15 protein-coding genes are annotated in these 12696 nt (G+C 66.4%); 7 read left to right on the top strand and 8 right to left on the bottom strand.

Translation table 11 applies throughout. The features are described 5' to 3' along the window. The first annotated feature begins 80 nt into the window (after positions 1-80). The 4 genes from ACKY0X_RS04450 to ACKY0X_RS04435 all read left to right on the top strand — a co-directional run bounded on the left by ACKY0X_RS04450 (position 81) and on the right by ACKY0X_RS04435 (position 4329). Positions 81-872 carry an SDR family oxidoreductase gene (locus ACKY0X_RS04450; protein WP_409428473.1) on the top strand — a complete coding sequence of 264 codons (792 nt, stop codon included), beginning with the start codon at positions 81-83 and terminating at the stop codon, positions 870-872. Between the two features lie 14 nt (positions 873-886). Next, complete coding sequence (locus ACKY0X_RS04445) at positions 887-1972, top strand: diacylglycerol kinase (protein ID WP_409428472.1); 1086 nt, start codon at positions 887-889, stop codon at positions 1970-1972. Positions 1973-2043: 71 nt separating this feature from the next. Beyond that, complete coding sequence (locus tag ACKY0X_RS04440) at positions 2044-3282, top strand: Nramp family divalent metal transporter (protein ID WP_409428471.1); 1239 nt, start codon at positions 2044-2046, stop codon at positions 3280-3282. A 114-nt stretch (positions 3283-3396) separates the two neighbouring features. Beyond that, positions 3397-4329, top strand: coding sequence for a class I SAM-dependent methyltransferase (locus tag ACKY0X_RS04435; RefSeq protein ID WP_409428470.1), 933 nt, complete (start codon positions 3397-3399; stop codon positions 4327-4329). Positions 4330-4362: 33 nt separating this feature from the next. Here the strand turns inward: ACKY0X_RS04435 and ACKY0X_RS04430 are convergent, their stop codons facing one another. The 3 genes from ACKY0X_RS04430 to ACKY0X_RS04420 all read right to left on the bottom strand — a co-directional run bounded on the left by ACKY0X_RS04430 (position 4363) and on the right by ACKY0X_RS04420 (position 6784). Further along, entirely contained in the window at positions 4363-5280 is a 918-nt protein-coding gene (locus ACKY0X_RS04430; protein ID WP_409428469.1) for an acyl-ACP desaturase, read from the bottom strand. Positions 5281-5488: 208 nt separating this feature from the next. After that, positions 5489-5917, bottom strand: a complete 429-nt coding sequence (locus ACKY0X_RS04425; RefSeq protein WP_409428468.1) for an SRPBCC family protein — start codon at positions 5915-5917, stop codon at positions 5489-5491. 27 nt (positions 5918-5944) lie between these two features. Beyond that, positions 5945-6784 (bottom strand): SDR family oxidoreductase, encoded by an 840-nt coding sequence (locus ACKY0X_RS04420; protein ID WP_409428467.1) that lies wholly within the window; start codon positions 6782-6784, stop codon positions 5945-5947. A gap of 60 nt (positions 6785-6844) precedes the next feature. On the opposite strand from ACKY0X_RS04420, the gene ACKY0X_RS04415 reads away from it, so the two are divergent. The 3 genes from ACKY0X_RS04415 to ACKY0X_RS04405 are packed head-to-tail and all read left to right on the top strand — an operon-like array spanning position 6845 to position 9840. Then, complete coding sequence (locus tag ACKY0X_RS04415) at positions 6845-7585, top strand: SDR family NAD(P)-dependent oxidoreductase (RefSeq protein WP_046285945.1); 741 nt, start codon at positions 6845-6847, stop codon at positions 7583-7585. Positions 7586-7634: 49 nt separating this feature from the next. Next, complete coding sequence (locus ACKY0X_RS04410; protein ID WP_409428466.1) at positions 7635-8141, top strand: pyridoxamine 5'-phosphate oxidase family protein; 507 nt, start codon at positions 7635-7637, stop codon at positions 8139-8141. Between the two features lie 55 nt (positions 8142-8196). After that, the gene (locus ACKY0X_RS04405) at positions 8197-9840 is read left to right on the top strand and encodes a hypothetical protein (RefSeq protein ID WP_409428465.1); all 1644 of its coding nucleotides are present in this window, start codon (positions 8197-8199) and stop codon (positions 9838-9840) included. 13 nt (positions 9841-9853) lie between these two features. Here ACKY0X_RS04405 and ACKY0X_RS04400 read toward each other — a convergent pair whose 3' ends face one another. The 5 genes from ACKY0X_RS04400 to ACKY0X_RS04380 all read right to left on the bottom strand — a co-directional run bounded on the left by ACKY0X_RS04400 (position 9854) and on the right by ACKY0X_RS04380 (position 12693). Continuing rightward, entirely contained in the window at positions 9854-11065 is a 1212-nt protein-coding gene (locus ACKY0X_RS04400; protein ID WP_065040659.1) for an acyl-CoA dehydrogenase family protein, read from the bottom strand. A gap of 105 nt (positions 11066-11170) precedes the next feature. After that, positions 11171-11539, bottom strand: a complete 369-nt coding sequence (crcB, locus tag ACKY0X_RS04395; RefSeq protein WP_409428464.1) for a fluoride efflux transporter CrcB — start codon at positions 11537-11539, stop codon at positions 11171-11173. Further along, positions 11536-11886 carry a DUF190 domain-containing protein gene (locus ACKY0X_RS04390; RefSeq protein ID WP_409428463.1) on the bottom strand — a complete coding sequence of 117 codons (351 nt, stop codon included), beginning with the start codon at positions 11884-11886 and terminating at the stop codon, positions 11536-11538. The genes crcB (ACKY0X_RS04395) and ACKY0X_RS04390 overlap by 4 nt, the downstream gene beginning before the upstream one ends. Continuing rightward, complete coding sequence (gene crcB, locus ACKY0X_RS04385) at positions 11883-12284, bottom strand: fluoride efflux transporter CrcB (RefSeq protein WP_409428462.1); 402 nt, start codon at positions 12282-12284, stop codon at positions 11883-11885. Before crcB (ACKY0X_RS04385) ends, ACKY0X_RS04390 begins: the two co-directional genes overlap by 4 nt. After that, positions 12277-12693 carry a nuclear transport factor 2 family protein gene (locus tag ACKY0X_RS04380; protein WP_409428461.1) on the bottom strand — a complete coding sequence of 139 codons (417 nt, stop codon included), beginning with the start codon at positions 12691-12693 and terminating at the stop codon, positions 12277-12279. Before ACKY0X_RS04380 ends, crcB (ACKY0X_RS04385) begins: the two co-directional genes overlap by 8 nt. Positions 12694-12696: the final 3 nt, after the last annotated feature.

Here is a 12696-nt window from a genome sequence, read left to right as displayed (position 1 = left end):
GCGGGTCCGACCAAACTCAAATTAGAACGTGTTTCAGAAAAGAGGTTCAGCTGGCAGCCGATCCTTGTTAGCGTGCCTACGTGATACTCGACAAATTCCGAATCGATAATCAAACAGCCGTCGTTACCGGTGCTGGCCGGGGCCTGGGCGCCGCCATCGCCGTCGCGTTCGCCGAGGCGGGCGCCGACGTGGTGATCGCGTCACGTACCCAATCTGAACTAGAGGCCGTCGCGCAGCAGGTCCGCGCAGCGGGGCGTCGTGCCCACGTCGTCGTCGCCGATCTCGCTCATCCCGAGGAGACGGCGAAGCTGGCCGCCGAAGCGGTCAAGGCGTTCGGGAGGCTCGACATCGTCGTCAACAACGTCGGCGGAACGATGCCCAACACGCTGTTGACCACGTCGACCAAAGACCTCAAAGACGCGTTCACGTTCAACGTCGCCACGGCGCATGCCCTGACCATCGCAGCGGTACCGCTGATGCTGGAGCACTCCGGCGGCGGCTCGTTCATCAACATCACCTCCACCATGGGGCGGGTGCCCGGGCGAGGTTTCGCCGCCTACGGCACGGCCAAGGCCGCACTGGCCCACTACACCCGGCTGGCCGCGCTGGACCTGTGCCCGAAGATCCGCGTCAACGGCATCGCCCCGGGATCGATCATGACCTCGGCGCTGAACGTGGTGGCTGCCAACGACGAGCTGCGCACCCCGATGGAGAAGGCCACACCGCTGCGTCGACTCGGTGACCCCGAGGAGATCGCGGCCGCCGCCCTGTATCTGGCGTCCCCGGCCGGGGCCTACCTCACCGGCAAGGTGCTCGAAGTCGACGGCGGCATCACCTTCCCGAACCTTGACCTGCCCGTCCCGGACCTGTGAGGAACAGCTGACCTATGACCATTCGTGTTGCTCAGATCGGCACCGGCAACGTCGGTGTCCACGCACTCAAAGCGCTGATCACCAACCCTGAATTCGAGCTGACCGGGGTCTGGGTGTCCTCGGATGCCAAGTCCGGCAAAGACGCGACTGAACTGGCCGGGCTGGCCGGGGTGAACAAGCCCAGCGGTGTGATCGCGACTACCGACCTGCAGCAGGTGCTCGACGCCAAACCCGACTGCGTGGTCTACACCGCGCTGGCCGACAACCGGCTCGTCGAGGCGCTGGAGGACTTCAAGCGCATCCTGTCCGCCGGTATCAACGTGGTCGGCAGTAGCGCGGTGTTCCTGCAATACCCGTGGGACGTGATCCCAGCGGAGATGCTGACCCCGATCGAAGAGGCTGCGCGCCAAGGCGGTTCGAGCCTATTTATCAACGGCATCGACCCTGGCTTCGCCAATGATCTGCTACCGCTGGCGTTGGCCGGAACCTGCCAGAGCATCCAGCAGATCCGCTGCATGGAGATCGTCGACTACGCCACCTATGACAGCGCAGCCGTCATGTTCGACGTGATGGGCTTCGGTAAGTCGATGGACGAAACCCCGATGCTGCTGCAGCCGGGTGTGCTCAGCCTGGCGTGGGGTTCGGTGGTGCGCCAGCTCGCCGCCGGCCTGGGCCTGGAACTCGACTCGGTCGAACAGTCCCACATTCGGGTGCCCGCACCGGAGGATTTCTCCATCTCTTCGGGTGACATCGCGAAAGGCACTGCCGCGGCATTGCGGTTCGAGGTGCGCGGCATGGTGGACGGCAAGGCCGCCGTGGTCCTCGAGCACGTCACCCGGCTGCGCGAAGACCTGTGCCCGGACTGGCCGCAGCCGGCCCAGCCCGGCGGGTCTTACCGCGTCGAGGTGACCGGTGAACCGTCGTATGCACTGGACCTGTGCCTGTCCAGCCCCAACGGCGACCACAATCACGCCGGCCTGGTGGCGACCGCGATGCGGGTGGTCAATGCAATTCCCGCGGTGGTTGCGGCCGAGCCGGGAATCCGGACCACGCTGGACCTGCCGCTGGTTACCGGCCGCGGCCTCTACAGCGCCGGCTGACCCGGCGCCGCCTGGACCGCGGTCCGGCGGCGCAATTGCGGCTACCCTGATTTTTCTGTTCGCCAATCCGGATGGAAAGGGTGTCGGTGGCCGCAGACACCGCGGTTCGACTGAAGCCGGGCTGGGCATTGCTCGGCCCGGCTTTCGTCGCTGCCATCGCCTACGTCGACCCGGGCAACGTGGCCGCCAACGTCAGCGCGGGAGCGAAATTCGGCTTCCTGCTGGTCTGGGTCATCGTCGCGGCCAACGTAATGGCCGGGCTGGTGCAGTACCTGTCCGCCAAGCTCGGATTGGTGACCGGACGCTCGTTGCCGGAGGTGATCGGTGCCCACAGCCGTAAACCGGTTCGGATCGCCTATTGGCTGCAAGCCGAATTGGTGGCCATGGCAACAGATCTCGCCGAGGTGGTGGGCGGCGCGATCGCCCTGAACCTGATCTTCGACCTACCGCTGCTGCTCGGCGGCCTCATCACCGGGGTGGTGTCGATGGCGCTGCTGACAGTCGGCGACCGGCGCGGGCCGCGGGTTTTCGAGCAGGTGACCAGCGGCCTGCTGATCATCATCGCCATCGGGTTCCTGACCAGCCTGGTGGTCTCGCCACCGGCGGCCGCGGACGTCGCAACGGGCCTGTTGCCGCGCTTCGACGGCACCGAGAGCGTGCTGCTGGCTACCGCAATCCTCGGCGCGACGGTGATGCCCCACGCGGTGTACCTGCACTCGGGCCTGGCCCGCGACCGGCACGGCCAGCCCGAACCCGGCCCGGCGCGACGGCGACTGCTGCGGGTGACCCGCTGGGACGTCGGCCTGGCGATGCTGGTGGCCGGGACGTTGAACCTAGCCATGTTGGTGGTGGCCGCGAACAATCTGCGTGGCCTGGACGACGCCGGTTCCATCGAGGGGGCGCACACTGCGGTCGGCAACACCCTGGGCCCGACCGTCGCACTGTTCTTCGCGATCGGACTGCTGGCCTCGGGATTGGCATCCACCTCGGTGGGCGCCTACGCCGGCGCGATGATCATGCAGGGCCTGTTGCGGGTATCGGTTCCGCTGCTCTGGCGCCGGCTGATCACGCTGGGCCCGGCGCTGGCGATCCTGGCCCTCGGAATCGAACCCACTCGGGCGCTGGTGATCTCGCAGGTGGTGTTGTCCTTCGGCATCCCGTTCGCCCTGATACCGCTGATCCGGGTGACCGGCGACCGGGCGCTGATGGGCCCCGACGCCAACCGGCCGCTGACTGCCGCCCTCGGCTGGGCGATCACCGTGGTGATCGGCTCACTCAATGTGGCGCTGATCTATCTGACGTTGCGCTAGCGACGGCTCGGCCCGCGGACGGGAACCATCGACCGGCCTGTACCGTTTATTAAGTGCACTAATTAATTGCTAGACTAAGCAAATCGCCCCGTCCATCCACTTCAAGGAGCGCTCATGGCACGCACCGACAACGACACCTGGGACCTCGCCACCAGCGTGGGAGCCACGGCGACGATGGTCGCCGCCGCCCGGGCGATCGCCACCAAGGCCGACAATCCCCTGATCGACGACCGCTTCGCTGAGCCCCTGGTCCAGGCGGTCGGCGTCGACTTCTTGACCAGGTGGGCCGCCGGCGACCTGACGGGCACCGATCTCGACGACCACGAATCCAGCTGGAAGCTCGGGCAGATGCCCGACGCGATGGCCGCTCGCACCCGCTTTTTCGACGCGTTCTTCGCCGACGCCACTCAGGCCGGGATTCACCAGGCCGTGATCCTCGCATCGGGTCTGGACGCGCGGGCCTACCGCCTGGCGTGGCCCTCCGGCATGACGATCTTCGAGATCGACCAGCCGGCCGTGCTGGCCTTCAAGACCGCGACGCTGGCCGACTTGGGCGCCGAGCCAACTGCCGACCGCCGTGGCGTCCCCGTCGATCTGCGTGATGACTGGCCGGCCGCGTTGATCGAGGCGGGATTCGACCGCACCCAGCCCACCGCCTGGATCGCCGAGGGGCTGCTCGGCTATCTCCCGCCGGAAGCACAGGACCGGCTACTGGACAACATCACCGCACTGAGCGCCGAGGGCAGCCGGCTGGGCACCGAGGCCATTCCGAACATCTCGGCCGCCCAGCACGAACAGGCCCGGGAAATGATGCGCAGCGCCACCGAGAAATGGCGGGCGCACGGTTTCGACCTGGAGTTCTCCGAACTCGGCTACGAGGGCGACCGCAACGACGTCGCCGCCTACCTCGAGCCACTGGGCTGGACCTCGACCGGCCAGACCATGAACGAGCTGCTGACGCAGTACGGGCGTCCGACACCGGCGCGGGGCGCCGACTCAGTGTCGATGGCTGATACGACCTACTACACCTCGATCAAGCGGAGCTAGCCCATCGAGCTAGCGGGCTAGCTCCGTCATCGATCAGGCGGAGACGCTCTCGCGCGCCTTGGCCTTCTCTTCGTAGTAGGTGGCGCGCTCGTCGACCATCTTCATGAAGCCGACGACCTGCTCGCGCGCCTCCTCGCCCACAGCACCGAAGTCGTTGCGCTCGTGGATCTTCCAGAAGCGCAGCACCGGCTGCACGACGTCATCGTGGTGGATGCGCAGGTCGTAGATGCCGGCCTTGGCGATCATGATGGCGTTCTCCTGGAAACCGGGCATGTTCATCCCGGGCATCGAGAAGCCGAGCACCTCGTCACGGATGGCGCACATCGCCTCGTCCGGGGCAATGTCCAGGGCGGCCTGCATCAGGTTCCGGTAGAACACCATGTGCAGGTTCTCGTCGAGTGCCACCCGGGCCAGCAACTGATCAGCGAGGGGGCATCCAGAGGCCTTGCCGGTGTTGCGGTGCGACACCCGGGTAGCGAGTTCCTGGAAAGACACGTACGCCAGCACGCCCAGCGCTGACTTACCGCCAGAGTCATAGCCGGCGACGGTGTGCTGCATCCGCATGTTCTCAAGGTTCACCGGGTCGATGCCGCGGGTGACGATGAGGTAGTCACGCAGCGCGATGCTGTGGCGGCCCTCCTCGGCGGTCCACTGGCCCACCCAGGTACCCCACGCGCCGTCCCGACCGAAGGTGGTGGCGATCTCGCGGTGGTAGGACGGCAAGTTGTCCTCGGTCAGCAGGTTGACCAGCAGCGCAGCCTTGGCGACCGGGTCCAGCGGCGAGTCTTCGGGAACCCAGTCTTCGCCCCCGAGGAACGCGAAGTCACGCCCCTTGCTCCACGGCACGTAGTCGTGGGGCAGCCACGGCTTGGCGGCCTTGAGGTGGCGATTCAGGTTCTGCTCGACAATCGGTTCGAGCTCGTGAAGCAGTGCCGTCTGGACATTCACCATAGTTTTTTGGTCCCCTCCCTGATCGACAGGTGGGCTGTCGATTGGCCCCCCAGCCAAACCTACGGTCCCGTAGGTTTCGTCCCACGTTAGGCAGTCGCGCCGACGCGTGTCAACCGTTAACTTAGCTGTTTCGGTACATCCCGCGGTGAAAATCCGCTTTCCGTCGTCTGCTGCGGCTGCCGACCCTGGGTAAATGACGACCAGCCGCTTAGGGCGCCGCGTGGCCTTCCGAGCGCCGCTTGAGCCCGTCGGCCTCCATGTCGACGTAACGACGAATCCGGCCACCGGCGAGCAGACCGGCCAGCCAAGCCATCGGACCGGTCACCGTAAAAGTCAGCACCGCCCGCACCCCCGACCCGGTCGGCGTCAGCTCATGAGAGCCGGTGAATCGGATACCGGCCGTCGACGCCGTCCAGGTGAAAGACCGCTCGTGGACCAGGTCGGTGACGGTCCAGACCATCGGCCGGCCGGTGGGTTGCCGGACTCGGGCAGTACTGCCGACTCGCAGCGGACCGGAGTCGAGCCGGACGATCTCACGCATCGATGCCGTCCAGTCCGGCCAATGCTCGACGTCGGTCAGGACGGCCCAGACCTCGCTGGGACGGGCCGCGATGGGATCAGTGCGGGTGTAGTGCATCGGCGCCCCCTTGCCCTCAACGGCACGCTACCCAAGTTCGGCGGCCACCCGGGCGCGTTCCCGCATCGAGGCAACCACTCCCCCGTCGGCGAGGATGTCGGCGCCGGTGAGATAGGCGCACTTGTCTCCGGCGCAGAAGGCGAACAGCTCGGCCATCTCCTCGGCCGTACCCCACCGGGGGATCAGCGCGTCTGGCATCATCATGCCCACCCCGGCCTTCTCTTCGCGCCGCCCCATCTCGGTGTCGATGTTGCCCGGCGACACCGAGACGATGCGCAGCCCGCGACCGCCGAACCGCTCGGCCTGCGAGGCGCAGTACCACTTCACGAAGGCCTTACTGACCGTGTAGGAGAAGCCCGAACGCATCTGCTCGGGTGCGTTGTTGCAATAGGCCGTCATCGCGGCCACGAAGGCGTCGCCGTCGCTGTACGCCAGCGGGAACTGTTTGGTGGGGTATGCCTTGTCGGGCAGCAGCTGCGCGGCCATCGAAGCCACGTTGACGATCACCGCGCCGTCGCCGGCGACGTCATAGAACGCCTCGTTGACCACGACAGTGCCGAACGCGTTGGTCCGCATGACGAATTCGGCATCGCCCATGCTCGGGCTGACCCCCGCGGTATGGATCACCGACGCCAGCGTCCCGAGACCGGCGGCGGTGTCGAACAGCCGAGCCACCGCGCCACGGTCGGTGACATCGCAGTTGACGGCGGTCGCAGCGATGCCGAGCTCTGCAAGGGCGGCCTGCGCCGAGTCGAGCCGCTCCTGCCGGACATCGCACAGCACCACGGTGTGGTCTCGTCCCAGGATCTTGGCCGTCGCCAGACCCATGCCGCCCGCGCCTCCGGTGATCACCGATACTGAAGCCATAACTGGACGGTAGACGGCTGTGCCCCGGTGCCGGTCGACTGGGTGATGCGGAGAGTCGAAATGACCGATCTGTCAGGCAAAGTGGCGCTGGTGACCGGTGCGTCGTCGGGGCTGGGCGCGGCGACCGCCCAACTGTTGGCCCGGCGCGGCGCGACGGTGTTCGGGTTGGCGCGTGACGCCGAGCGGCTGGCCACGGTATTCGCCGACGTACCCGGCGGGCAGTACGCTCCCACCGACATCAGCACCGCGGCGGCCTGTGCGGCGGCCGTCGAGCAATGCGTCGCGCAGTTCGGTCGGCTCGATGTTCTGGTCAACGTCGCCGGCGCCCATCAGATGCGCCACACGCTGGCCGTCACGGACGACGAGTGGGCCCACGATCTGGCGGTCAACCTCAACGGGCCGTTCTTCTTGTGCCGTGCGGCGCTGCCACACCTGCTGGAGACCGCCGGCAATATCGTCAACGTCGCCTCGATCGCCGGCGTGGAAGGGCAGGCGTACTCGGCGGGCTACTGCGCGGCCAAGCACGGACTCGTCGGGCTCACCCGCGCGTTGGCCGTGGAGTTCACCGCGGAGAAGCTGCGGGTCAACGCCGTTTGCCCGGGCGGGATGCTGACCCCGCAGGTGACCAACTTCCAGCTTCCTGAGGGCGCCGACGTCAACCTGATCATGCGGGTTGCCTCGCCGCGCGGGATGAGCGCCCCGAGCGACGTCGCCGAAGTGATCGCCTTTTTGGCCAGCGATGCCGCTGCCGCAGTGCACGGCGCGGTCTACATGACCGACAACGGGAAAACGGCCGGCTAGGCGGCAGCGGTACCGCCCGTTGTCGGACGGCAGAGCTAACGTGCGGGCCATGGAACCGAAACCCGGCCCTACCGCGACCCGTCCCGCCCTGCCCGAGGGTTACGGGTTACCGAGTTCGACAGAGGGTTTGTTGAGCTGGTCAGAAGTCGAACAGCATTTGACCGCGGCACAGCACTATTGGCTGAGCACGGTGCGTCCGGACGGCACCCCGCATTCGGTGCCGCGTTGGGGCGTGTGGCTCGACGGCCGGTTCTACTACGACGGCGCACCGACCACCCGCCACGCGCGCAACCTGCAGGACAACCCGGCCTGCACGCTGACCCTGGAAAGCGGCACGCAGGTGGTGATCGTCGAGGGAGTCTCCACTGCGACCTCGGCAGACCCGGAAGACCTCGGCTCCCGGTTGGCGACCGCGTTTGAGAAATACCACCCGCAATATGCTCCCGGCCCCGACGCCTGGGCGGGGCCCGACGGTGGCGGGTTGCGCATGATCATCCCGCGGCGAGCATTGGCCTGGTTCGCGTTCCCCACCGACTGCACCCGGTTTGCCTTCTGATCGATGAGGCGCGTTCTGCGTCTGTGACACGGCTATCGGATTAGCATCCCCTGGTATGGCGCAGCGAGCACGGGTGCGCACGGCGTTGGCCGCCACGGCGGCAGCGCTCATGGCGCTAAGCGGATGCGGTTCTGGTTCAACGCCGTCGGGAAAGGAATCCGCGGCACCGCCCACCGGGTCAGCAGCCAACCCGTATCTGTCGGCGGCAAAGTACGGCATCACCCACATCGACTCCGCACAGTCGGACAGCTTCGATGATCCGATTCCGCGTGGCACGTTTCACCTCGACCCGACCCAGTTGGCCCGGGTCCCCGGCGGCCCGGTCAACATCATCACGCTGGCATCGACCGATCCGAGCCACCGGTGGGTGTCCTCGAGCTCGGGTGTGCGCTACGTCGATGTCGCCGACGGCGAATTCAAGCAGGTCGCCGCGCTCGATGCTCCTGGGGTGCAACCGATTTCCACGCAGCAGCTCGACGCCGTGTTGAACCAGACTTTCACCGACGTCGGACAGATCGAATCAGCGATCAGGGACCATTGGGCCGGGGCCAATTGGCAGCGGATCAGCAACGGGGTCTACAGCCTGGTCGATCGTGACAACTTCGTCTATTACGTGACGCAGCAATCGGAGATCATCAAGTTCGCTCTAAAAAACGCCGAGCGGCCCGAGGACGGCATCACCATCGCTTCGCGCATCGATTTCAAGCCGTACTTGACCGGCAACATCACCAGCCTGGGCATCCCCGAGAACATCGTCGGCACCTCGATGACCTACGACGGTCACCTGCTGGTGCTCAGCACCGGATCGCTATCGGTGGTCGATCGCGATCTGTCAGCGCCGCTGCAGCAGATCAAGTTCGGCGACGACGAGACAGTCTCGAACTCAATGGCTGTCGATCAGGACAACGGAATCTACGTAGCCTCCGACAAGCTGATGCGCAAGATCGTGTGGACCGGATCCAAGCTATCCGAGGCCGAAGCAGACGGTGCGTGGTCATCGCCATATGACACCGGCCGACAACCCCCAACCATCAAGTTCGGCACCGGCACCGGCTCCACGCCGACGTTGATGGGCTTCGCCAAGGGCGATGACGAGCTGGTCGTCATCACCGACGGCGCCGATCACATGAAGCTGGTGGCTTTCTGGCGCAACAAGATTCCGGAAGGCTTCCGGCAGAAACCCGGCACGAAATCGAACCGGATCGCCGATCAGATCGGTGTGACCGCGGGCCTGCCGGAGCCGTTGCCGGAATTCATCCAAAGCGAACAGTCCGTGGTAGTCAATGGGTACGGCGCGTTCGTGGTCAACAACATCGGAGCGGGCGGAACGCCGGACCGACTGGTCGATGTGCTGGCCAGCGGCCCCGTCGCGCCGCCCCCGCACGGTGTGCAGCGCTTCGAATGGGATCCCACCGCCCACCAGTGGAAACCAACGTGGGCACGCGGCGACGTGGTGTCCACATCAATGGTGCCGGCGGTATCCGCCACGTCGGGGATCGTCTTCCTCAACGGCTACACCAAGGCCGACGGCTGGGAGGTGACCGGGCTCGACTGGCAGACCGGGGAGACGGTGCACCGCACCATTTTCGGCCAGTCGAATCTGGGCAACGGCGCGTACGCCCTGATCGAGGGCCTGCCCAACGGGGACCTGCTGTTCAACAGCGTGGGCGGACCACTGCGCGCAACGACCGCGAAGTAGCCGACCGGGCTGGTCAGCGCAGCGGCAATCCCGTCAGAGCCCGCGCAATGACCAGCCGCTGGATCTCACTGGTGCCCTCGAAGATGGTGAAGATCTTGGCATCGCGGTGCATTCGCTCGACCGGGTAGTCGCGGGTGTAGCCGTTGCCGCCCAGAATCTGGATCGCCTCGTCGGTGACGTAGACGGCGGTCTCGCTGGCGAACAGCTTGGCCATCGAGCCCTCGGCGTTGTCGAAGGCCTTGTTGTTGCGTCCCATCCAGCCCGCGCGCCACACCATGAGCCGGGCGGCGTCGATGCGGCTCTTCATGTCCGCCAGCTTGAACGCCACCGCCTGGAACTCGCCGATCTTGCGACCGAATTGCTCACGCTGGCAGGCGTATTCGAGGGCGTACTCGTAGGCGGCGCGGGCCACACCGACCGCCATCGCGCCGACGGTCGGGCGGGTGCGCTCGAAGGTCTTCATCGCCGCCTGTCCCCCGGCCGAGGCGCCGGACTTGACCCGGGCGACGCGCTCCTCGAACTTCTCCCGGCCACCGAGGATCATGTCCTCGGGCAGGCGGACGTTGTCGAGGACGATCTCGGCGGTGTGCGAGGCCCGGATGCCGTGCTTTTTGAACTTCTGTCCCTGCGCCAGGCCCGGGGTGCCGGGCGGGATCACGAAGCTGGTCTGTCCGCGTGAACCGAGTTCGGGATAGACCGAGGCGACCACGATGTGCACGTTGGCGATGCCGCCGTTGGTGGCCCAGGTCTTGGTGCCGTTGAGCACCCATTCGCGGGTCGCTTCATCGAAGCGGGCACGGGTGCGGATCGCACCGACGTCGGAACCGGCGTCGGGTTCCGAGGAGCAGAACGCCCCGAGCTTGGGGTCCTCGGCGGTGCCGAACATCTCCGGCAGCCACTGGCCCAGCTGTTCGGGGGTTCCGTTGCCCGCCAGGGCTGCTGCTGCCAGACCGGTGCCCAGAATCGACAGCGCGATGCCCGCGTCACCCCAGAACAGTTCCTCGAACACCGTCAGCATGCCGATCCCGCTGGGTTCTGCGGCCTGGGTGGCGAACAGTTCAGGTGAGTAAAGACCGATCTTGGCGGCCTCGGCGATGATCGGCCACGGTGTCTCTTCCCGCTCATCCCATTCGGCGGCGGCCGGACGAACGACGTCAGCGGCGAACTGATGCACCCAGTCGCGGACCTCGATCACATCATCGCTGAGCTCTACCGAGAACGACATGGCTACTCCTGGATGGACTGGGCGGACGCCACCGGACACTGTCGGGCTCGATTGTGGCACCTCGTCCTGGAAGCTGTTGCGCAGCGTCGCCTAACCGCAGAACAGTCAGGCCCAAATCGCTTGTGCCGCGACATTGCCGACGTAATAGGCACTCAGCCCACAGCTCAAGGTGAGCACCAGGTTGGCCAGCGCGTACAGTCGCGCGCCGACGCCAACCAGCTGCAGGGTCTCGTAGGAGAAGGTCGAGTAGGTGGTCAACGCGCCGCACAGGCCGGTGCCGATCAACAGGTGTAGTCGTTGGTCGCCGGCACTGATCGCGCCGGTGAGCACGCCCAAGATGAGGCTGCCGAGCACGTTGGCGGCCAGCGTGCCCCACGGGAACGTGGAATCGTGGCGGGCTTGCACAAACCGGTCCGTCAGGTAGCGCAGCGGCGCCCCCACGGCGGCGCCGGCCATGACCAGCAGCCAGGTCACTGGCCGGCGGGGGATCGCCCGACGTGCCGAACGACTTCGACCTCGTCCAACAGGATCAGGCCCTCGGTGACCAACTCGTCCAGCTGCGGCAGGAAGGCCCGGACCCGCTCGGGGGCGTCGACGATGATGACCGAGACCGGCAGATCTTCCGACATGGACAGCAGCCGGGTGGTGTGGATGGCCGAGGACGCGCCGTAGCCCTCGATGCCGCGAAACACCGTCGCGCCGGCCAGACCAGCACGCCGAGCCCGGTGCACGATCTCGCTGAACACCGGCTTGCGATGCCAGGTGTCGCTTTCTCCGAGGAATACCGTCAGACGTAGTGCACGTCCGGTGAGTTCGCTCATGCTGTCCTCCTGATGACCAGACGGCGGGTGAGGCTGGCAGCGGTCCAGGTCGCGATCAACACTGCCACTGGTGTGGCAAGTAGGTAGACGAATGCCCGCGCGGGCTGTCCGTTGGTGATCAGGGTGTCGACGTCGCCGGCGAAGGTGGAGAACGTGGTGTAGCCGCCGAGCACCCCGGTGCCCAGCAGCGGACGCAGCAGTCGATGTCCGACCCACAGCTCGGTGATCGCGACCATCAGCACACCCATCAGCGCACACCCGCTGACGTTGGTTACCCATGTGGCCCAAGGAAATCCATCCTTCGGGGTGGGCAGTGCCAGTGCGACAGCGTAACGCGCGCAGGCACCGATCGCCCCGCCTACGGCGACGGCCGCGACTACCGGTGCCTGCTCACGCACCGGAGCCGTCGTGTCCCTGCGACGCGGCGGCCTCCCGGGTGATCTGCTCGAACTGCTGCGCCATTGCTTCGGCCAGCGCGGTGGCCGCCGACAGCGGCCGGACCATCACAACGAAGTCGTCGATCTTGCCGTCGTCGTCGAAATGCAGGAAGTCGCATCCGGTGATCCGTTTGCCGTCCACCAACGCTTCGAAGATCAGGGCATGGTCGCGCCCTCCGGCGTCGCCGATCTCCCGCACGTAGTGGAAGTCCTCAAAGACGCGCATCACCGCGCGCAGGATGGCCGCGGTGACCGGCTTACCCGGGTAGGGCTTGAACGCCACCGGGCTGGTGAACACGACATCGTCGGACAGCAGCGCCTCGATGGCCGCGGTGTCACGGGCCTCGACGGCTTGCCGGAATGGGTGCATGCC

This window comes from Mycobacterium sp. SMC-11 (genome assembly GCF_046250095.1).
Classification (GTDB): domain Bacteria; phylum Actinomycetota; class Actinomycetes; order Mycobacteriales; family Mycobacteriaceae; genus Mycobacterium; species Mycobacterium heraklionense_A.
The sequence above is the reverse complement of the archived record's forward strand: the minus strand, read 5'-3'. Positions and strand labels throughout refer to the sequence as shown.